At 51.5% G+C, this 19253-nt stretch carries 22 protein-coding genes; 15 read left to right on the top strand and 7 right to left on the bottom strand.

Annotated features, from left to right (window positions below; all coding sequences use genetic code 11):
• Positions 1-148 precede the first annotated feature (148 nt).
• Together ACOZIO_RS14140 and crp are read right to left on the bottom strand one after the other, a co-directional pair.
• Positions 149-2224, bottom strand: coding sequence for a YccS/YhfK family putative transporter (locus ACOZIO_RS14140; protein ID WP_421595423.1), 2076 nt, complete (start codon positions 2222-2224; stop codon positions 149-151).
• Positions 2225-2285: 61 nt separating this feature from the next.
• Positions 2286-2918, bottom strand: a complete 633-nt coding sequence (gene crp, locus ACOZIO_RS14135; protein ID WP_013573634.1) for a cAMP-activated global transcriptional regulator CRP — start codon at positions 2916-2918, stop codon at positions 2286-2288.
• A gap of 362 nt (positions 2919-3280) precedes the next feature.
• Between crp and ACOZIO_RS14130 the strand changes: the two genes are divergently transcribed.
• Positions 3281-3688, top strand: a complete 408-nt coding sequence (locus ACOZIO_RS14130) for an OsmC family protein (RefSeq protein WP_013573635.1) — start codon at positions 3281-3283, stop codon at positions 3686-3688.
• Positions 3689-3691: 3 nt separating this feature from the next.
• On the opposite strand, the gene ACOZIO_RS14125 is transcribed toward ACOZIO_RS14130, so the two are convergent.
• The 3 genes from ACOZIO_RS14125 to ACOZIO_RS14115 form a co-directional block, all read right to left on the bottom strand.
• The gene (locus ACOZIO_RS14125; protein ID WP_129953771.1) at positions 3692-4561 is read right to left on the bottom strand and encodes a phosphoribulokinase; all 870 of its coding nucleotides are present in this window, start codon (positions 4559-4561) and stop codon (positions 3692-3694) included.
• Between the two features lie 151 nt (positions 4562-4712).
• The gene (locus tag ACOZIO_RS14120; RefSeq protein WP_129953770.1) at positions 4713-4958 is read right to left on the bottom strand and encodes a YheU family protein; all 246 of its coding nucleotides are present in this window, start codon (positions 4956-4958) and stop codon (positions 4713-4715) included.
• Positions 4955-5950, bottom strand: a complete 996-nt coding sequence (locus ACOZIO_RS14115) for a hydrolase (protein WP_129991445.1) — start codon at positions 5948-5950, stop codon at positions 4955-4957. Before ACOZIO_RS14115 ends, ACOZIO_RS14120 begins: the two co-directional genes overlap by 4 nt.
• Before the next feature lie 100 nt (positions 5951-6050).
• Between ACOZIO_RS14115 and ACOZIO_RS14110 the strand changes: the two genes are divergently transcribed.
• Positions 6051-6653 (top strand): LysE family translocator, encoded by a 603-nt coding sequence (locus ACOZIO_RS14110; RefSeq protein WP_129953768.1) that lies wholly within the window; start codon positions 6051-6053, stop codon positions 6651-6653.
• 54 nt (positions 6654-6707) lie between these two features.
• Here ACOZIO_RS14110 and ACOZIO_RS14105 read toward each other — a convergent pair whose 3' ends face one another.
• Positions 6708-8627 carry an ABC transporter ATP-binding protein gene (locus ACOZIO_RS14105; protein ID WP_129953767.1) on the bottom strand — a complete coding sequence of 640 codons (1920 nt, stop codon included), beginning with the start codon at positions 8625-8627 and terminating at the stop codon, positions 6708-6710.
• Between the two features lie 129 nt (positions 8628-8756).
• Here ACOZIO_RS14105 and kefG point away from each other — a divergent pair, with 129 nt between their 5' ends.
• The 4 genes from kefG to slyD all read left to right on the top strand — a co-directional run bounded on the left by kefG (position 8757) and on the right by slyD (position 12196).
• A complete protein-coding gene (gene kefG, locus ACOZIO_RS14100) occupies positions 8757-9311 on the top strand; it encodes a glutathione-regulated potassium-efflux system ancillary protein KefG (RefSeq protein ID WP_129953766.1) in 555 nt (184 codons plus the stop codon).
• Positions 9311-11119 (top strand): glutathione-regulated potassium-efflux system protein KefB, encoded by a 1809-nt coding sequence (gene kefB, locus ACOZIO_RS14095; protein WP_129953765.1) that lies wholly within the window; start codon positions 9311-9313, stop codon positions 11117-11119. Before kefG ends, kefB begins: the two co-directional genes overlap by 1 nt.
• 75 nt (positions 11120-11194) lie before the next feature.
• On the top strand, positions 11195-11398 hold the full coding sequence (locus ACOZIO_RS14090) for a YheV family putative zinc ribbon protein (RefSeq protein WP_129953764.1): 204 nt from the start codon (positions 11195-11197) through the stop codon (positions 11396-11398).
• 198 nt (positions 11399-11596) lie between these two features.
• Positions 11597-12196: a peptidylprolyl isomerase gene (gene slyD / locus ACOZIO_RS14085; protein ID WP_129991443.1), complete on the top strand. Its 600-nt coding sequence runs from the start codon at positions 11597-11599 to the stop codon at positions 12194-12196.
• Positions 12197-12266: 70 nt separating this feature from the next.
• Here the strand turns inward: slyD and ACOZIO_RS14080 are convergent, their stop codons facing one another.
• Positions 12267-12485: a protein SlyX gene (locus ACOZIO_RS14080; RefSeq protein ID WP_129954166.1), complete on the bottom strand. Its 219-nt coding sequence runs from the start codon at positions 12483-12485 to the stop codon at positions 12267-12269.
• A gap of 293 nt (positions 12486-12778) precedes the next feature.
• Between ACOZIO_RS14080 and fkpA the strand changes: the two genes are divergently transcribed.
• From fkpA to ACOZIO_RS14035, 9 genes are all read left to right on the top strand, one after another.
• Positions 12779-13639, top strand: a complete 861-nt coding sequence (gene fkpA, locus ACOZIO_RS14075; protein ID WP_129953762.1) for an FKBP-type peptidyl-prolyl cis-trans isomerase — start codon at positions 12779-12781, stop codon at positions 13637-13639.
• Between the two features lie 265 nt (positions 13640-13904).
• Positions 13905-14627, top strand: coding sequence for a helix-turn-helix transcriptional regulator (locus ACOZIO_RS14070; RefSeq protein WP_165383750.1), 723 nt, complete (start codon positions 13905-13907; stop codon positions 14625-14627).
• Positions 14624-15016, top strand: a complete 393-nt coding sequence (gene tusD, locus ACOZIO_RS14065) for a sulfurtransferase complex subunit TusD (protein WP_129953760.1) — start codon at positions 14624-14626, stop codon at positions 15014-15016. Before ACOZIO_RS14070 ends, tusD begins: the two co-directional genes overlap by 4 nt.
• A 22-nt stretch (positions 15017-15038) precedes the next feature.
• Positions 15039-15398: a sulfurtransferase complex subunit TusC gene (tusC, locus tag ACOZIO_RS14060; RefSeq protein WP_129991442.1), complete on the top strand. Its 360-nt coding sequence runs from the start codon at positions 15039-15041 to the stop codon at positions 15396-15398.
• A 13-nt stretch (positions 15399-15411) separates the two neighbouring features.
• A complete protein-coding gene (gene tusB, locus ACOZIO_RS14055) occupies positions 15412-15699 on the top strand; it encodes a sulfurtransferase complex subunit TusB (protein ID WP_129953758.1) in 288 nt (95 codons plus the stop codon).
• Positions 15700-15842: 143 nt separating this feature from the next.
• Positions 15843-16217 (top strand): 30S ribosomal protein S12, encoded by a 375-nt coding sequence (gene rpsL, locus ACOZIO_RS14050; protein ID WP_013573668.1) that lies wholly within the window; start codon positions 15843-15845, stop codon positions 16215-16217.
• 96 nt (positions 16218-16313) lie between these two features.
• Complete coding sequence (rpsG, locus tag ACOZIO_RS14045; RefSeq protein WP_005969574.1) at positions 16314-16784, top strand: 30S ribosomal protein S7; 471 nt, start codon at positions 16314-16316, stop codon at positions 16782-16784.
• A 96-nt stretch (positions 16785-16880) separates the two neighbouring features.
• Positions 16881-18995: an elongation factor G gene (fusA, locus tag ACOZIO_RS14040; protein ID WP_129953757.1), complete on the top strand. Its 2115-nt coding sequence runs from the start codon at positions 16881-16883 to the stop codon at positions 18993-18995.
• Positions 18996-19066: 71 nt separating this feature from the next.
• Positions 19067-19253: GTP-binding protein (locus ACOZIO_RS14035; RefSeq protein ID WP_238483025.1), on the top strand; the 187-nt coding region annotated here is incomplete at its 3' end.

The following is a 19253-nucleotide window of genomic DNA, read 5'->3' as shown; positions in this document are numbered from 1 at the left end:
AAAGAGGGCTATGACTAGCCCTCTTTGGTCGGTTTCGGCGCGGTGAGTTAAGCGATCACGGCAATTGAAAAGCCGAAAGTTTCTCCATTTCAAAAAGCAGTCTGGCTGCAAGCCAGTAAAAAGGGGGATTTGAAAGGTGTCTCCCCTTTCACGCCCGCCGCGTCAGCCAGATCCCATGATGTGGTCGTTGCTTCCACGCCAGTGACGAGATCGTATGCATTACGCTGAGATGTGAAATCACGCGCCGCAGGTGGCGTTCCATTTCGGTCAGCGGCATATCCGGATGAAGTTCCGGCGCATTAAACAGATTATTCTCGCTGCCCGGCCCGTCATAGAGCAGTCGTTGCTGGCAGCTTTGCAGTGCGATTTCGCAGGTCTGCAAATATTCCGTCGCCAGTTTTTCCGGCAACATATAATGTTCGCGTGCGAGGATTGTCATCGCGTTGATATGTTCGACCACAAACTGGCTGTGTGTCACCCATAACCGCATGTCTGCCAGATAATGCGAGTTAAAGCCGGGCTCCTGCATCGCCTGGTTTAAAGAAGTGAACAGCTTATTGTGCGCCTGATTGACCCGCATACGGGTATACGCCAGTTTTGCGGTGTCGGGGTTTTCCTCAAGCAGCAGACGGATAGCGTCCTGATACGTTTCCAGCGCCTGATGCGCGTTCTGGCGCAGCAAACCGCTTTGCCATTGCGGCCATAGCCAGAGGGTGCCACCGAAGGCCAGCGCACAGCCGAGCAGCGTATCGACCAGTCTTGGTATCAGAAAATGCACACCGTTCATCGCCAGTAGTTGCAGGGTATACACTGCCGTCACCGTCATGCCGACCATCGCCAGCCCGTAATTTTTGCGTAAAACCGTATAGGACAACAAGGTGATCAGCAGCATGCACAGCAGCGTGGTGCTTTCCGGTAGCGCCAGTTTTAACAATCCTGAAGCAATCAGCAAACCGGCCAGCGTACCGAGCGCACGGTGCTGGATCCTGACCCGCGTGGCGTTATAGCCGTTCTGGCTGACCAGCATGATAGTCAGCAAAATCCAGTACGGTTTGGGCAAATTGAAGAACAGCCCCAGGCTGCTGCCAATCGCTAAAATAATGCCCAGACGCGCGGCATTACGCAGGGCCACGGATTTGAAAGAAAGATAGCTTTTTAGCGCAGTCCAGGAGGGCAGCCGTGGCTGGGTGCTCATCAGATCGCGCCGGTATAACGGGCGCTGGGTCCGCAGCAGGCGCGCAATGCGGCTGAAATGGTAATAACAAAACTGGCCAACCGGATTGTCCGGATTACGCGCGGCGATTTTCTCCAGCGCAGCCAGCTCATTGGCCATGGTAAAGCGCTCAGATAAACGGTGATAAAGAATATCGCCGGCAATCACCCGAAGACGGGTGGAAATCACCTGCGCATTGCGGCGGATTACCGCTTCTGCATGGCTTTCCTCAACCAGTTTCTGTACTTCCTCCGGCTGATGCAGGCTGACGGTAATGTGCTCCTGCAAATCGAGAGCAACCTGAAAAAGCTGAAACAGTCGCTTATGGTGATGATGATGTCCGTGTTGTGGCAGCATGTGTAATTGCTGATAAAGCAGGGCAATCAGATCGATAACCTGCTGCTGACGGGTAAGTAATGGCGGCAACGCCGTCTCGGGATCGGTATGTTGCGTCAGCAGACTGTACTTGGCCTCGAAATAATCCGCGAGTTGCAGATAAAGCTGGCTGAGCGTTTCGCGCATAGGCTGTTCTTGCGAAATACGAAACCACACCCAGTTAAACACCCCGTACCAGGCTGTGCCTGCTGCGAACAGCACCGGTGCCTGCCACATCGGGCGCACGCCGACCATACTCAGTGTGAAAATAGTGGCTACCAGCGCGCCGGGTAACAGGCGCGCATGTAACGGGCTGATTTCACCGGTAACGCCGAGCAATAACGCCAGCGATAGCATGATCAGCGGCAGCGGAACGTGCCAGTTTTCCAGCATCAGTTGCAGCAGAATACTGCTCACGGCAAACAGTGAACCGCCGACGATCAGACGTTTGAAAAAGCGTTTGTGCGGGGTATCCAGACCGGCGATGTTACAGCAGGCCGGGCAGAGGGAAAACAGCAGACCCATTTGCAAGTTGCCAAACAGCCAGCAAATGCCAACAGGCAGGCACAACACCAGCGTCTGGCGCAGCGCGTAATTCACTTCAGGATGGTAAAACAGTTTTCGCCATAACGTCATGGGTAAAGCTTAGCCCATAAAAAAGGCGCGACAGTATTCTGCCGCGCCAATTTTCGAGGGATTAACGTGTGCCGTAAACGACAATCGTTTTCCCGTGTGCGGAGATCAGGCTCTGATCTTCCAGCATTTTGAGGATTCGTCCGACTGTTTCACGTGAACAACCGACGATTTGGCCAATTTCCTGACGGGTAATCTTGATTTGCATCCCGTCCGGATGGGTCATTGCATCAGGCTGTTTAGCCAGGTTGAGCAACGTTTGAGCGATACGACCGGTTACGTCGAGGAAGGCAAGGTTGCCGACTTTCTCTGACGTCACTTGCAGACGGTTGGCCATCTGCGCGGAGAGACGCATCAGAATATCCGGGTTAACCTGAATCAGCTGGCGGAACTTTTTATACGAAATTTCAGCCACTTCACAGGCAGTTTTAGCACGTACCCAGGCACTACGTTCCTGACCTTCTTCGAAGAGTCCCAGCTCACCGATGAAGTCACCTTGGTTAAGGTAGGACAGTATCATTTCCTTGCCTTCTTCATCTTTAATCAGGACAGCAACTGACCCTTTCACGATGTAGTAAAGCGTTTCGGCTTTTTCACCCTGGTGAATCAGCGTACTTTTAGAAGGATACTTATGTATATGACAGTGAGACAGGAACCATTCAAGAGTCGGGTCTGTTTGTGGCTTGCCGAGAACCATTAGCTATTATCCTCTGTTGTTATCGCTGCCCAAAATCACAGGGCTCAGAGTTCCCTGTATGGCACTTCAAATCCAAAGCGCCCTTTCAGCATATAACTCCCCAGAAATGCTGCAAGCGGATGTCGGAGTGCAACAGCCTGTTTATTGCTGTTAACACCGTGGGTTCTGTTCTTAAACCGCAAAAACCGTCACCGCAATTTACTGGAAAGTATGTTTCGGCTTTGTTTGTAGCACAGGTTTGAGATGCTGTCTTCTGTTGTCTCGCTTCAGCATGATGGCGATCGGGTTACGTTGCCAGATTTTGGTCTAAAGGGTACTCTGAGAGCAGATTTCTAAAAGTTTATTCACCGGGAGAATAGTTCATGCACGCACGTGTCAAATGGGTTGAAGGGCTGACCTTTTTAGGTGAGTCAGCGTCGGGTCATCAGATTTCAATGGATGGTAACGCGGGCGATAAAGCCCCAAGCCCGATGGAAATGTTACTGATGTCCGCAGGCGGCTGCAGTGCAATTGACGTGGTATCTATTTTACAGAAAGGCCGTAATGACGTGCGTGATTGTGAAGTGAAGCTGACTTCACAACGCCGCGAAGAAGCGCCGCGTCTGTTCACGCATATCAATCTGCATTTTATCGTCACCGGTAAGGATCTGACCGATAAGATTGTTGAACGTGCGGTCAGCCTTTCTGCCGAAAAATACTGTTCAGTGTCTCTGATGTTGGGTAAAGCGGCCACCATCACCCACAGCTTTGAAGTGATTGCAGCGGAATAAAGTTTACTCGATTTTCTTACCTTCCATCAGGCGCTGCACCAGTGGCGCCATGATCAGCTCCATTGCCAGCCCCATTTTCCCACCTGGTACCACCAGCGTTTTGATGTGCGAGATAAATGACCCCTGCAACATTGCCAGCAGATAGGGGAAATCGATGTCGTCCAGTCCCTGGAAATGGATCACCACAAAGCTTTCATCCAGTGACGGAATGGCTTTTGCTGCGAACGGGTTTGAGGTGTCGATAGTCGGCACACGCTGGAAGTTGATGTGGGTGCGGGAAAACTGCGGCGTAATGTAGCTGATATAATCATCCATCGAACGCACGACGGAATCCATCACTGCTTCACGTGAATGGCCACGCTCCCCGGTATCGCGCACCAGTTTCTGGATCCACTCCAGGTTAACGATAGGCACAACGCCGACCAGCAAATCGACCTGGGCGGCGACATCAATTTTGTCTGTCACTACACCGCCGTGCAGGCCTTCATAGAATAAGATATCCGTTGGTTCCGGCAACGCCTGCCATGGCGTAAACGTGCCCGGCACCTGATTATAGGGAACCGCTTCGTCATAAGTATGCAAATACTTACGTGAACGGCCGGTGCCGGTTTTGCCATATTCGATAAAGCTTTTTTCCAGCAAACCAAAGTCATTGGCTTCCGGCCCGAAATAACTGATGTGGCGCCCGAGATCGCGTGCCTTACGGATCGCCGCATCCATTTCAGGACGGGTGAAATGGTGAAAACTGTCGCCTTCCAGCTCCGCAGCGCGTAAGCCAAGCTGTTGAAATATTTTACGAAACGCCACGCTGGTGGTCGTGGTGCCTGCACCGCTCGAACCGGTAACGGCAATAACAGGATGTTTGGCTGACATAAATGCTTTTCTCCAGAAAGGGGATACAGGCTGGCGTGACGCGGTCTTTTCTGTGGTTGAAAATGTAGTGCCGTGCTGCGCATAATTAAGCCTATTGTTACCATATTTATTCGCGAAGTGACAGGTTGTCACAACCTGCTTTCGAGCGGCTCTACCCGTCCTGCGGCACTTCTTCCTGCCCGGCGCGGAACTGACCGCGTGGCATAATATTCAGCGTTTCATGCAACTCTGACCATACCAGCACAATATCACCGCTTTTCAGCTGACGTTTCACGTCATCGACTTTTTGTTCCAGCGATCTTTCCTGCTCGCCGTAATCGGTGCCTTCGCGCAATACGAAGGATTCCACCACGCTGGTGAGCAGTTCAGGATCCAGTTCCTGCCAGGGAATAATCACTCTGTTTTTTCCTTAGTCTTATTTTCTAAATAGGGGGCGATCCAGGCCGGAATGCGTTGTTCCAGCCACATTTGGGGGTTACGTAAGCTGCCGGACACAAAGCCGACATGTCCGCCATGTTCCGTTAACTGATATTCCACGCAATCCGGTAAATCTTCTGCTTTCGGGATGACGTCGGGTGTCATAAACGGATCGTCTTTGGCGTGGATAATCAGCAGGGGGGTTCTGACCTGTGCCAGTAACGGCAGACCGCTGCACCGGCGGTAATAATCCAGCGCGTCGGTAAATCCGTGCGCTTTTGAGGTAATAGCATCGTCAAATTCACGAAGACGACGCATGGCTTTCAGTTGCGCCAGCGTGACGGGCAATGTCCCAGGGTATTTTGCCAGCTTACGCGAGGCATTGCCTTTGAGCTGACCGAGCAGATAGTGCTGATAAATCCGTGATGAACCGCGTTCCAGCCGGTAAGCGCAAGGTTCCAGCATCAGCGGTGCGGAGACCACCACGGCGGCGCTCAACGTACAATTTTCGCCTTCCTGCCCGAGATAACACGTCAACATATTGCCGCCGAGTGACACACCTACCGCGCCGGTCGGGACTTCGCCATAGGTCTCATTGAGCCAGTGAATGAAAAAGCGGGCATCTTCGGTTTCACCGGAATGATAAATACGCAGCAGCTTATTAGGTTCACCGCCGCATCCGCGGAAATGCATGACCACACCAAGCCAGCCTTTGTCTTTCCACGCCTGCAATAAGCCGTGCGCATACGGGCTGTAAAAGCTGCCTTCCAGGCCGTGAAACAGGATCATGCGAGGTTTATGTCGCGCCTGTGCCGGATCTTCACTCCAGGCTAAATCCAGAAAATCGCCGTCCGGCGTATCCAGCCTTTGCCAGTGAGGTTTAAGTGTTGCATGCCGTCTTATCAGTCGCGGGAGTAGCGTCTGGATGTGCGGATTACTGGCCCCGCGTAAGGGGCGAAAGGTTTCAACCATAAGATGAATAAATTTCTCTTAAGAGGCTCTTGTGCGATCAATATCACGCTGTTAGCTTCAATGCTATCGCACATCTTTCGGGTCGGAGAACCCAAATTAAATGGAACCTGGTTTATTTTTATCGATGCTTGGATTTTTATGGGTCGCCGCCATTACCCCCGGCCCGAACAATATGTTACTCACCACGTCTGGCGCTAACTTTGGGTTCTTCCGTTCACTTTGGCTGATGGTCGGCATTATGCTTGGTATGCAAAGTATTTTGCTGCTGGTGGCCTTTGGTGTCGGCGGTCTCATCACGATTTATCCTGCGTTACACCTGTTTCTCAAAATCGCCGGTAGCCTGTATCTGCTGTGGCTGGCGTGGAAGATTGCAACGTCTGCCTATGAAAAACTGGAAACCGGTGCGCCGCCGCCAAAACCGATCCGTTTGTATCAGGGCTGGTTGCTGCAATTTCTTAATCCGAAAGCCTGGCTGATGGGACTGGGTGCGGTCGCGAGCTTCAGTCTGGCGGGCGCCGCCTATAATCCTTCGATTGCCGGTATCAGCCTTGGGATGTTCCTGGTGAACCTGGTATCGGGCATCATCTGGCTTGGCTTCGGCACGGTGATTGGTCGCCTGCTGCGCAGCAAGCGTGCGTGGTACACTTTTAACATTGCGATGGGTATTCTGACCGCCGCCTGTGTGCTGTTAATCTGGCATTAATTTACAGACCAAAAAGGAGCCATCACGGCTCCTTTCCCGTTTGTGAGCATACGATCAGCTGTCGATATCAAAAGTTTTAGACATTTCTTCCAGTTGTTCCTGGGCATCGAGCCAGGTCATTTCAGTCTCTTCCAGCGCACCTTTCACTTTGGTCTGCTGTTGCAGACACTCCGTGAGATCGGCCTTACGGCTGATGTCATAAATGGCGGAGTCGGCCAGACGGGCTTCAATTGCTGCCAGTTCGGTACCCAGTTTCTCCATCTGTGCTTCCAGCCTGGTGATTTGCTTGCGCAGTGGCTGAGTCTGGTTGCGGAAATCGGCTTCGCGACGTTTCTGATCTTTACGCGATTGCGCACTGTTAACGCCGCCGTCTTTAGCCGGTGCATCCTGCTGGCTTTCCTGACGCTGAATGTCCACCAGCCATTGCTGATAATCTTCCAGATCGCCGTCGAACTGTTCCACTTTGCCGCCGTGTACCAGATACAAATCGTCAGTAGTGGAACGCAATAAGTGGCGGTCATGCGACACGACAACCATCGCACCCTCAAAGTCGATCAGCGCTTCGGTCAGTGCCTGACGCATGTCGAGATCCAGGTGGTTGGTCGGTTCATCAAGCAGCAGCAGGTTAGGGCGCTGCCAGACAATCAGCGCCAGCACCAGGCGCGCTTTTTCACCGCCGGAGAACCGCCCGGTAGGATCCGTCACTTTATCGCCGTGGAAACCAAATCCGCCGAGATAATCGCGCAATTGCTGTTCGGTTTCTTTATTCGCCAGACGCACCAGATGTTGCAGCGGCGAATCTTCTGCGCGCAGGAACTCCAGCTGATGCTGAGCGAAATAACCGAGTTTGACGCCTTTTGCCAGCCCAATGTCCCCGTGAAGCGGCGGCATGGTTCCGGCCAGCAGTTTGATAAGCGTCGATTTACCTGCACCGTTACGGCCGAGTAAACCGATACGTGAACCCGGCACCAGATTCAGTTTGATCGACTCCAGAATCGTGGTGTCGCCATAACCGGCGCTGACCTTTTCCATCCGCAGCAGCGGATCGGGCAAGCTTTCCGGTGAGCGGAAGCTAAAATGAAAAGGATTGTCTACGTGCGCCGGGGCTATCAGCTCCATGCGCTCCAGCATTTTAATACGGCTCTGCGCCTGTTTGGCTTTGGTCGCCTGCGCCCGGAAACGATCGATATAACTTTGCAGATGCGCCACTTTTTCCTGCTGACTTTCAAACAAAGCCTGCTGTTGCGACAGTTTGGTCGCACGCTGGCGTTCGAAAGACGAGTAGTTACCGGTGTATTCGTTCAGCGTCTGCTGTTCGATATGCAGTATTTTATCGACAATAGGATCCAGAAAATCACGGTCATGAGAAATCAGCACCAGCGTGCCGGTGTAGCTTTTCAGCCACTTTTCAAGCCAGATCACCGCGTCTAAATCCAGGTGGTTGGTCGGTTCGTCAAGCAGCAGTAAATCGGAACGACAAATCAGCGCCTGCGCAAGGTTGAGACGCATGCGCCAGCCGCCGGAGAAGGATTTGACCGGCTGCTGTAACTGATTCTGCGTAAATCCCAACCCGCTGAGCAGGCTCGCCGCACGCGCCGGAATGGTCCAGGCGTTAATTGCATCAAGTTTACCGTGCAGCGTGGCGATGGCGTGGCCGTCATCGCGGTCGTTGGCGTGCTGTAATTGTGCTTCCAGCTGACGGAATTCGCGGTCACCGTCGATAACATACTCTATTGCAGGCTCGTCCAGAGCCGGTGTTTCCTGATTGACCCAGGCCAGTGCCCAGTTGGACGGAAAAGTCAGGTTGCCTGCGTCGGCGCTCATTTCACCTTTAAGCAGTGAAATCAGGGTGGATTTACCGCAGCCATTTTTGCCCACCAGCCCGACTTTCTGGCCGGGATTGATGGTCGCAGACGCGTTGTCCAGCAGCACGTTAGTGCCGCGTCGGATTTGTAAGGAGGAGAAAACAATCATAAAGCGCCGTGTTGAGAGTATGTTAAATTGTCATGATAATGATTTAAACAAGACGTATCGCGTCCCATTTTGTCTTTGCGAAGCATGGTAACGGAAAAACCGCACCCTGACGACGCTTTGGAGGTATTGATGTCGCAGCCACCAAAGGTTTTGCTGCTTTACGCCCACCCGGAATCACCCGATTCAGTCGCCAACCGCGTTTTGTTACAGCAGGCACAGCAGCTTGAACATGTCACCGTGCATGATTTATACGCTCACTATCCTGATTTTTTTATTGATATCCACCGTGAACAACAGTTGCTGCGCGAACACAAAGTGATCGTCTTCCAGCACCCTCTTTATACTTATAGCTGCCCGGCATTATTGAAAGAATGGATGGATCGCGTGCTGGCGCGGGGGTTTGCCAGCGGTGCTGGCGGGAATGCACTTAACGGCAAATACTGGCGTTCGGTCGTCACCACCGGTGAGCCGGAAGGCGCATACCGTGCAGGCGGTTATAACCGCTATCCGATGTCTGACATTATGCGCCCGTTTGAACTGACTTCGGCGATGTGTCATATGCACTGGATGACGCCAATCATTATTTACTGGGCACGACGTCAGAAACCTGATGTGTTGCAAAGCCACGCTGAAGCCTACGGTGAATGGCTGCGATCCCCGTTACCGCACGGAGGGATCGTCTGATGGATGTTTCAAATATACCTACGGCAATCCTGCTGTTTTTATTCGCTGCGGTGGTCGCGGTGCCGCTGGCGCAACGTTTAGGTATCGGCGCGGTGCTCGGCTATTTGCTGGCTGGCATTGCCATCGGTCCGTGGGGCTTAGGTTTTATCCGTGACGTGGATGAAATCCTGCACTTCTCTGAACTGGGTGTGGTTTTCCTGATGTTTATCATCGGGCTGGAACTGAACCCCGGGAAATTGTGGGCGCTGCGGCGGCAAATTTTTGGCGTTGGTGCCGGGCAGGTGATCCTGACCGCGCTGGTGCTCGGCGGCCTGTTGTATCTCACGAAGTTTTCCTGGCAGGCGGCGGTGATTGGCGGTATCGGGCTGGCGATGTCATCGACGGCGATGGCATTGCAACTGATGCGTGATAAAGGCATGACGCGTAATGAAGGCGGCCAGCTCGGTTTCGCCGTGCTGCTGTTCCAGGATATTGCGGTGATCCCGGCACTGGCCCTGATTCCGATTCTGGCTGGCAGCTCCGAAGGCAGCAATAACTGGGAAATGATTGGCCTGAAAGTCCTGGCGTTTGGTGGGATGCTGATCGGCGGACGCTATCTGCTGCGACCTATTTTCCGGCTGATTGTGGCCTCCGGCGTGCGGGAAGTGTTTACCGCCGCCGCGTTGCTGGTAGTGCTCGGTTCGGCATTGTTTATGGATACGCTGGGCTTTTCGATGGCGCTCGGGACATTTATCGCCGGGATTTTGCTGGCGGAAAGCGAATATCAGCACGAACTGGAAATCGCCATCGAGCCGTTTAAGGGTTTACTGCTCGGGCTGTTCTTTATTTCTGTCGGTATGGCATTGAATCTGGGCGTGCTTTACACCCACATTTTGCTGGTGCTGGCGGGTGTGATTATTCTGGTGGCTGTTAAAACCGGCGTGTTGTACGGGCTGTCCCGTATTTTTGGTTTACGTACTTCGGTCCGGCTGCAATTCTCTGCCGTTCTCAGTCAGGGCGGGGAATTTGCTTTCGTGCTGTTCTCAGCGGCGGGTGCGCAAAAAGTCATTTCTTCCTCGCAACTTTCGTTGTTGCTGGTGGTGGTGACGTTATCCATGATGACCACGCCGCTGCTGATGCAGTGGGTCGACCGGATTCTGGTGAAGCGTTATAACGACGGCGAAGAGAGCGATGAAAAACACTTTGTGCAGGATGATGAGCCGCAGGTGATTATTGTTGGCTTCGGGCGTTTCGGACAGGTGATCGGGCGTTTGCTGATGGCCAACAAAATGCGCATTACGGTGCTGGAGCGCGATATCAGCGCCGTCGGGCTGATGCGCACTTACGGCTACAAAGTGTATTACGGCGATGCGACCGAACTGGAACTCCTCAGGGCATCCGGTGCGGAAAAAGCAAAATCAATCGTTATTACCTCCAATGAACCGGAGGATACGATGGCGATCGTGCATTTATGCCAGCAACATTTTCCGCATCTGAATATTCTGGCGCGTGCCCGCGGACGTGTTGAAGCGCATGAGCTTTTGCAGGCGGGCGTCGTGAATTTTTCCCGCGAGACGTTTTCCAGTGCGCTGGAGTTAGGTAAGAAAGCGCTCGTGACGCTGGGCATGCATCCGCACAGTGCGTACCGTGCACAACAGCATTTTCGCCGTCTCGATATGCGTATGTTGCGCGAACTGGTGCCGCAAAACCGTGGCGATGTGGCACAAATTTCCCGTGTGAAAGAAGCCCGGCGCGAACTGGAAGATATCTTCCAGAGCGAAATGCATAACGAACGCCGCCAGCTTGATGGCTGGGACGATGATGAATAGTCCGGTAGCGAAAAAAATTCGGTTGTTGATCGAAAACTGACCGGACGCAATGTCGGCAATTTTTGGAGAAGTAATATGGCTATAACCCGTAAACGGTTCATCGCTGGCGCGGTGTGTCCGAAATGTAAGGCGATGGATACGCTGGCTTTATGGCAGGAAGATCAGGTGGAAGTGGTGGAGTGTGTGAAGTGCGGACACCATCAGCGTCAGACGGATGCGCAGGTCAGCAAGAAACTCCGGCCGGAAGAGCAGGTGATTGGTATTTTCGATCCGAAGTAGCGTTATGGCTCGTGTTTTTTTATGCTGTTAGTACAGAGACGCGGATTTCCGCTACACTCTTCGCCAAATTTATCCGGTCGCGCTTTTCAGGATGATCTCATCGAAAAGTGGCCGTCACTGAATTAGCCTTAAGCGAAGTTGCGTGCGTTACGAAACGCCCGCAGACAACAAATTGAGTTTCCAACGGTAGGAGTTATCATGAAAGTAGCAAAAGACCTGGTCATCAGCGTGGCATATCAGGTTCGTACAGAAGACGGTGTGTTGGTTGATGAATCTCCGGTGAGCGCACCGTTGGATTACCTGCACGGCCATGGTTCCCTGATCTCCGGTCTGGAAACAGCGCTGGACGGCCATGCCATTGGTGATGTTTTTGACGTGCATGTTGGTGCGAACGATGCTTACGGCAACTACGACGAAAACCTGGTTCAGCGCGTGCCTAAAGACGTGTTCATGGGTGTTGATGAGCTGGAAGTCGGTATGCGTTTCCTGGCTGACACCGACCAGGGCCCGGTGCCTGTTGAAATCACTGAAGTTGACGGTGACCACGTTGTGGTTGACGGAAACCACATGCTGGCCGGTCAGGATCTGAACTTCCACGTTGAAGTTGTCGCTATCCGTGAAGCAACCGAAGAAGAACTGGCTCACGGCCACGTTCACGGCGAACACGGCCACGATCATGATCATGAACATGGTGAAGGTTGCTGCGGTGGTCACGGCCACGACCATGATCACGACCACGGTCATGATCACGGTAAGAAAGGTGGTTGCGGCGGAAACGGCGGTTGCGGTTGTCATTAATCGCGTTGCACGTTTAGCAGTTAAAGAAAAAGGCGCCCCCGGGCGCCTTTTTGCTACGTTGAAATCAGCATCAATAATGCGGCGGAGGGGTTTCTTCCGACTGATCGGCAATCATTGATGGCTGGCTGGCACGGAGTTTGTCGGTCAGCAGACGCAGGTGATCTTGCAGTCTGCTCATTTCCAGCTGATGTTGTGTGACAATCATGTTCAGCTCTTCAATGGTAATCTCCTGGAAAGCCAGCTTGTTTTCCAGCATCTCCAGACGTTGTTCAACGGTGTTTGAGTTCATCATCATTACCTCACTGTGTGGCCCACGTTGATCATGTTGAGCATTGACCGGAACCTCATCCTGTATTGTAGACCGGCGATTCTACCCGTAAAGCCACAGGATTACCTGACCTCCCTGACGCTTTATCCGTATATGCCGATCCTGTGACGAAACTTATTGATGCAAAAAAGGTCGGAATAAGACGCTAATGACGTGTATAGAGATTGTTTTGTCGTGAGACGGACAGTTATAGTAACCGCCGAACTTTCGTAATTATTACCAGAGGTCATACACTTCTGGTCTTGGAGAAATGGATGAAATCACTGTTTAAAGTAACTCTGCTGGCAACCACCATGGCGATCGCCCTGAATGCCACTCAGGTTATGGCTGCTGAAGCCACAGCACCGGCCGCTGCTGCAACTGCGCCAGCCGCCGCCCCTGCTGCAACTGCTCCGGCAGCAACAGACACGGCCAAATTCAAAAGTGATGACGAGCAGGCTGCCTATGCTCTGGGTGCATCTCTGGGTCGCTACATGGACAACTCCCTGAAAGAGCAAGAAAAGCTGGGCATCAAACTGGATAAAGACCAGTTGATCTCTGGCGTTCAGGATGCGTTTGCAAATAAAAGCAAACTGTCTGATCAGGAAATTGAGCAGACTCTGCAAACCTTCGAAGGTCGTGTGAAAGCATCCGCGCAGGCTAAGATGGAGCAGGATGCCAAAGCTAACGCTGACAAAGGCGACAAATTCCGTGCTGATTTCGCCAAAGAAAAAGGCGTGAAGAAGACTGAATCAGGTCTGCTGTATCAGGTTGAAAAACCAGGTACCGGCGCAGCACCTAAAGACAGCGATACCGTTGTTGTTAACTACAAAGGTACGCTGACGGACGGAACTGAGTTCGATAACTCTTACACTCGTGGTGAGCCGTTGTCCTTCCGTCTTGACGGTGTTATCCCTGGCTGGACCGAAGGCCTGAAGCACATCAAGAAAGGCGGCAAAATCAAGCTGGTCATCCCACCGGCACTGGCTTACGGCAAAACTGGCGTTCCGGGGATCCCGGCTAACTCCACGTTGGTGTTCGACGTTGAACTGCTGGATGTGAAAGCCGCGCCTAAAGCTGATCCAAAAGCTGCAGAAAAACCTGCTGAAGCAGAAGCTGCACCAAAAGCAAACTAAGTCGTGCTGAGTTACTGCATAAAAACCGTCGCTTAATGCGGCGGTTTTTTTTTGGCATGTGACTTTTATTTGAACCAGCCCTTCTTTTTATTGCGGTTACTCTATGATGATAACTTGACGCTTTTGTCTCCCCGGCATAACGTCACAGATCCATATAATCGTCAGGCCGTTTATTCTGTATTTTTGATACAGTAACGCCCCTGAATTGATGAATAATGCGTCCTGACTCCCGTTGGAAGGCGCGATATAGAGGGTGGTAGCTTCAATGTCTAATTCGCTTATAACTGGCGAAACCGGCGAACTGGATTTGCTGGACCAACGTCCTTTCAGCCAGGTTGATCACGAGATTTTGTCTTCCTACGAGGCTGTGGTGGATGGGCTGGCAATGCTGATTGGTGAGCATTGCGAAATTGTTCTGCATTCTCTGGAAGACCTGAAATGTTCAGCGGTTCGGATTGCTAATGGTGAGCATACTGGTCGTAAAATCGGCTCGCCGATTACTGATCTGGCACTGCGCATGCTGCATGATATGACCGGTGCTGACAGTAATGTGTCCAAAGCCTATTTCACCCGTGCGAAAAGTGGCGTGCTGATGAAATCTGTCACCATTGCCATACGCAACCGTGAGCAGCGTGTGATTGGCCTGCTGTGCATCAACATGAATCTTGACGTACCTTTCTCGCAAATTATTCAGACGTTTATGCCACCGGAGACGCAGGAAGTTGCCTCGTCCGTTAACTTCGCTTCATCCGTGGATGATCTGGTTGCCCAAACGCTGGAATTTACGATTGAAGAAGTCAATGCTGATCGTAATGTGTCGAACAATGCGAAAAACCGTCAGGTTGTACTGAATCTTTATGAAAAAGGTATTTTTGATATCAAAGATGCCATCAATCAGGTTGCTGATCGCCTCAACATTTCCAAGCATACGGTCTACCTGTATATCCGCCAGTTTAAAAGCGGTGAGCTGGTGGGGAACGAACGTTGAAACTGCGTTACTGCCTGCTGGTCACCGGCCCTGCATACGGCACTCAGCAAGCCAGCGCCGCGTACCAGTTTGCACTGGCGCTGATCTCCAGCGGCCATCACCTCGACAGCGTATTTTTTTATCGCGAAGGTGTGCTTAATGGTAATTTGCTTTCCGCGCCGGCCTCCGATGAATTCGATCTGGTCCGGGCCTGGCAGCGTATGGCCGCAGATTATCAGGTGGCGCTGAATGTGTGCGTGGCCGCCGCGTTGCGTCGCGGTGTGATAGATGAAACGGAAGCCCATAATCAGGGGCATGGGCAGACTAACTTACAACCAGGTTTTACCCTGACCGGGTTGGGCAGTCTGGCTGAAGCTTCGCTGACCTGTGATCGTCTGGTACAGTTCTGATGTGTGAATACAGGGAGCAAGAATGAAGAAGATAGCGTTTGTATTCACGCAGGGCCCACACGGAACGTCCGCAGGGCGGGAAGGGCTGGATGCTTTGCTGGCGACCTCCGCGCTGACTGAAAGCATCGGTGTGTTTTTCATGTCTGACGGTGTTTTCCAGTTAATGCCAGTGCAGCAACCGGAAAAAATTTTAGCGCGTAATTATATTGCCACGTTCGGCGTGTTATCTCTTTACGATGTTGATCAGTGTTTTGTTTGTGAAGAGTCTTTAAAGACGCGGGGCCTGTCTGCTTGTCATGAATGGGTTCTGAATGTTGAGACGTTACCCGTTGCTGAAATTCGTCAGCGGTTGGCTGATTATGATGTGGTCATGACGTTTTAAATCAGGAAATCCTATGCTTTTTACGCTTGCCAATTCCCCGCAACATTGTGATTTTGCATTGCTTATTAATATGATCACCCAAGACGATGCGCTTTTGCTGATGCAGGACGGTGTACTGGCCGCACTTGATGGCAGTGAGGCATGCAACCTGATGAGTCATCATGTGCAGTCTATTTATGTTTTAAGCGAAGATTTGGCGGCTCGCGGTTTGGTTGGTCAAATTTCACACAAAATCACGTTGATCGACTATACTGGTTTCGTCGCGCTGACTGAGAAACATGCCCAGCAAACAGCATGGTGAAACATCGATGTGCTGTATATTTCTTGACACCCTCTTAGGTCAGCCCTAAAATTCTGCGTCCCCATATTAGCTAATGCTTTTTATGGGGCGATTTATCACGCGTTTACAAAGTAGTTTATGAACCAAAATCCAGGAGCTTTTTAATGGCAACAATTAATCAGCTGGTACGCAAACCACGCTCTACGAAGGTTGCTAAAAGCAACGTTCCAGCGCTGGAAGCTTGCCCGCAGAAACGTGGCGTATGTACTCGTGTATATACTACCACTCCTAAAAAACCAAACTCCGCACTGCGTAAAGTCTGCCGTGTGCGTTTGACTAACGGTTTTGAAGTTACCTCCTACATCGGCGGTGAAGGTCATAACCTGCAGGAACACTCCGTGATCCTGATCCGTGGCGGTCGTGTAAAAGACTTGCCAGGTGTGCGTTATCACACCGTCCGTGGCGCACTGGACTGTTCAGGCGTTAAGGATCGTAAGCAATCTCGTTCTAAATACGGCGTTAAAAAGCCGAAGTCTTAATGGTTCTCCGTTAAGTAAGGCCAAACATTTTCACTTTACTGTCAAAATAAACTCTTAGAGTTTTGGACAATCCTGAATTAACAACGGAGTATTTCCATGCCACGTCGTCGCGTCATTGGTCAACGTAAAATCCTGCCAGATCCTAAGTTCGGATCCGAACTGCTGGCAAAATTCGTCAACATTCTGATGGTAGATGGTAAAAAATCTACTGCAGAAGCAATCGTCTACACTGCTCTTGAGACCCTGGCTCAACGTAGCGGTAAAGGCCACCTGGAAGCTTTCGAAGTCGCTCTGGACAACGTTCGTCCGACTGTCGAAGTTAAGTCCCGCCGCGTAGGTGGTTCAACTTATCAGGTTCCAGTTGAAGTCCGTCCGGTTCGTCGTAATGCTCTGGCAATGCGTTGGATCGTTGAAGCTGCTCGTAAACGCGGTGATAAATCCATGGCTCTCCGCCTGGCGAACGAACTTTCTGATGCTGCAGAGAACAAAGGTACTGCAGTTAAGAAACGTGAAGACGTTCACCGTATGGCTGAAGCCAACAAGGCGTTCGCCCACTACCGCTGGTAATCACTTCGCAGTAGTTATGCTAACCAAGCGGGCGCTTCAAGAAGCCAACCCGCTTGGGTTAACTGAACTTGAACGTCCTAGTTATAGAGGAATCAAATGGCTCGTAAAACACCCATTGAGCGCTACCGTAACATTGGTATCAGTGCTCACATCGACGCCGGTAAGACAACCACTACCGAACGTGTTCTGTTCTACACCGGTGTAAACCACAAAATCGGTGAAGTTCATGATGGCGCAGCCACCATGGACTGGATGGAGCAGGAGCAGGAACGTGGTATTACCATCACGTCCGCTGCGACTACCTGTTTCTGGTCAGGTATGGCTAAGCAGTTCGAACCACACCACATCAACATCATTGACACCCCAGGGCACGTTGACTTCACCATCGAAGTTGAACGTTCTATGCGTGTTCTTGATGGTGCGGTAATGGTTTACTGTGCTGTTGGTGGTGTTCAGCCACAGTCTGAGACCGTATGGCGTCAGGCAAACAAATATAAAGTTCCACGTATCGCGTTCGTTAACAAAATGGACCGTATGGGTGCTAACTTCCTGAAAGTTGTTGATCAGATTGAAAAACGTCTGGGCGCAACTCCGGTGCCTCTGCAACTGGCGATCGGCGCGGAAGAGAAATTCACCGGTGTTGTTGACCTGGTGAAGATGAAAGCAATCAACTGGAACGAAGCCGATCAGGGCGTGACCTTCGAATACGAAGAGATCCCAGCTGATATGCAAGAACTGGCTGAAGAATGGCGTCAGAAACTGGTTGAGTCCGCTGCTGAAGGCTCTGATGAGCTGATGGAGAAATTCTTTGGTGGCGAAGAGCTGACTGAAGAAGAGATCAAAGCTTCTCTGCGTAAGCGCGTTCTGAACAATGAAGTTATCTTGGTTACCTGTGGTTCTGCGTTTAAAAACAAAGGCGTACAGGCAATGCTGGATGCTGTTGTTGAGTATCTGCCTGCACCGACCGACGTTGAAGCTATCAACGGTTTGTTGGATGACGGTAAAGACACTCCGGCAGTTCGCCATTCTGACGATGCTGAGCCGTTCTCTGCTCTGGCGTTCAAAATCGCTACTGACCCATTCGTGGGTAACCTGACGTTCTTCCGTGTTTATTCCGGTCTTGTCAACTCAGGTGACACTGTATTTAACCCAGTGAAATCACAGCGTGAACGTTTGGGTCGTATCGTTCAGATGCACGCGAACAAGCGTGAAGAAATTAAAGAAGTTCGTGCAGGCGATATCGCTGCAGCGATCGGTCTGAAAGACGTGACTACCGGTGACACTCTGTGTGATCCAGATAATGTGATCATTCTGGAGCGTATGGAATTCCCTGAGCCGGTAATCTCCGTTGCGGTAGAACCAAAAACCAAAGCTGACCAGGAAAAAATGGGTCTGGCTCTGGGCCGTCTGGCGAAAGAAGACCCATCATTCCGCGTTTGGACTGATGAAGAGTCTGGTCAGACAATCATCGCAGGTATGGGTGAGCTTCACCTGGACATCCTGGTTGACCGTATGCGTCGTGAGTTTAACGTTGAAGCTAACGTCGGTAAGCCGCAGGTTGCTTATCGTGAAGCGATTCGCGCTAAAGTTACTGATGTTGAAGGTAAACACGCTAAGCAGTCTGGTGGTCGCGGTCAGTATGGTCACGTTGTGATCGACATGTATCCATTAGAACCTGGCACGAATCCGAAAGGATATGAGTTTGTCAACGAAATCAAAGGCGGTGTAATTCCTGGTGAATTCATCGGTGCGATTGACAAAGGCATCCAGGAACAGCTGAAATCAGGTCCGCTGGCCGGTTATCCGGTAGTAGATCTGGGCGTGCGTCTGCACTTCGGTTCTTACCATGACGTTGACTCCTCTGAGCTGGCGTTTAAACTGGCCGCTTCTATCGCCTTTAAAGATGGCTTTAAGAAAGCGAAACCAGTTCTGCTTGAGCCTATCATGAAGGTTGAAGTAGAAACTCCGGAAGAGAACACTGGTGACGTTATCGGTGACCTTAGCCGTCGTCGCGGTATGCTGAAAGGCCAAGAATCTAACGCTACTGGCGTTGTGATTCATGCTGAAGTTCCGCTTTCCGAAATGTTCGGTTATGCGACTCAGTTGCGTTCACTGACCAAAGGCCGTGCATCTTACTCCATGGAATTCCTGAAGTATGATGATGCGCCGAATAACGTGGCCCAGGCCGTTATTGAAGCTCGTGGCAAATAAGCCACTGGTTTAAACACAATGATCCCGTGCTCTCTCTTTGAAGGGAGAGCACAAGAGTAAGGAATATAGCCGTGTCTAAAGAAAAATTTGAACGTAACAAACCGCACGTTAACGTTGGTACTATCGGCCACGTTGACCACGGTAAAACTACCCTGACTGCAGCAATCACTACCGTTCTGGCTAAAACCTACGGCGGTTCTGCACGTGCATTCGACCAGATCGATAACGCACCAGAAGAAAAAGCTCGTGGTATCACCA

It is taken from the genome of Rahnella sp. PD4 (genome assembly GCF_049199325.1).
GTDB lineage: Bacteria > Pseudomonadota > Gammaproteobacteria > Enterobacterales > Enterobacteriaceae > Rahnella > Rahnella perminowiae.
Note: the sequence above shows the minus strand (reverse complement) of the source record. Positions and strands in the feature narration are given on the sequence as shown.

Coding starts and splice junctions, on each gene's coding strand:
- ACOZIO_RS14130 (WP_013573635.1), top strand. CDS start 3,281: ATGCACGCACGTGTCAAATGGGTTGAAGGGCTGACCTTTTTAGGTGAG.
- ACOZIO_RS14105 (WP_129953767.1), bottom strand. CDS start 8,627: ATGATTGTTTTCTCCTCCTTACAAATCCGACGCGGCACTAACGTGCTG.
- kefB (WP_129953765.1), top strand. CDS start 9,311: ATGGATGTTTCAAATATACCTACGGCAATCCTGCTGTTTTTATTCGCT.
- crp (WP_013573634.1), bottom strand. CDS start 2,918: ATGGTTCTCGGCAAGCCACAAACAGACCCGACTCTTGAATGGTTCCTG.
- fusA (WP_129953757.1), top strand. CDS start 16,881: ATGGCTCGTAAAACACCCATTGAGCGCTACCGTAACATTGGTATCAGT.
- ACOZIO_RS14125 (WP_129953771.1), bottom strand. CDS start 4,561: ATGTCAGCCAAACATCCTGTTATTGCCGTTACCGGTTCGAGCGGTGCA.
- ACOZIO_RS14115 (WP_129991445.1), bottom strand. CDS start 5,950: ATGGTTGAAACCTTTCGCCCCTTACGCGGGGCCAGTAATCCGCACATC.
- kefG (WP_129953766.1), top strand. CDS start 8,757: ATGTCGCAGCCACCAAAGGTTTTGCTGCTTTACGCCCACCCGGAATCA.
- fkpA (WP_129953762.1), top strand. CDS start 12,779: ATGAAATCACTGTTTAAAGTAACTCTGCTGGCAACCACCATGGCGATC.
- tusB (WP_129953758.1), top strand. CDS start 15,412: ATGCTTTTTACGCTTGCCAATTCCCCGCAACATTGTGATTTTGCATTG.
- slyD (WP_129991443.1), top strand. CDS start 11,597: ATGAAAGTAGCAAAAGACCTGGTCATCAGCGTGGCATATCAGGTTCGT.
- ACOZIO_RS14070 (WP_165383750.1), top strand. CDS start 13,905: ATGTCTAATTCGCTTATAACTGGCGAAACCGGCGAACTGGATTTGCTG.
- ACOZIO_RS14110 (WP_129953768.1), top strand. CDS start 6,051: ATGGAACCTGGTTTATTTTTATCGATGCTTGGATTTTTATGGGTCGCC.
- rpsG (WP_005969574.1), top strand. CDS start 16,314: ATGCCACGTCGTCGCGTCATTGGTCAACGTAAAATCCTGCCAGATCCT.
- ACOZIO_RS14090 (WP_129953764.1), top strand. CDS start 11,195: ATGGCTATAACCCGTAAACGGTTCATCGCTGGCGCGGTGTGTCCGAAA.
- rpsL (WP_013573668.1), top strand. CDS start 15,843: ATGGCAACAATTAATCAGCTGGTACGCAAACCACGCTCTACGAAGGTT.
- tusC (WP_129991442.1), top strand. CDS start 15,039: ATGAAGAAGATAGCGTTTGTATTCACGCAGGGCCCACACGGAACGTCC.
- ACOZIO_RS14080 (WP_129954166.1), bottom strand. CDS start 12,485: ATGAACTCAAACACCGTTGAACAACGTCTGGAGATGCTGGAAAACAAG.
- ACOZIO_RS14140 (WP_421595423.1), bottom strand. CDS start 2,224: ATGACGTTATGGCGAAAACTGTTTTACCATCCTGAAGTGAATTACGCG.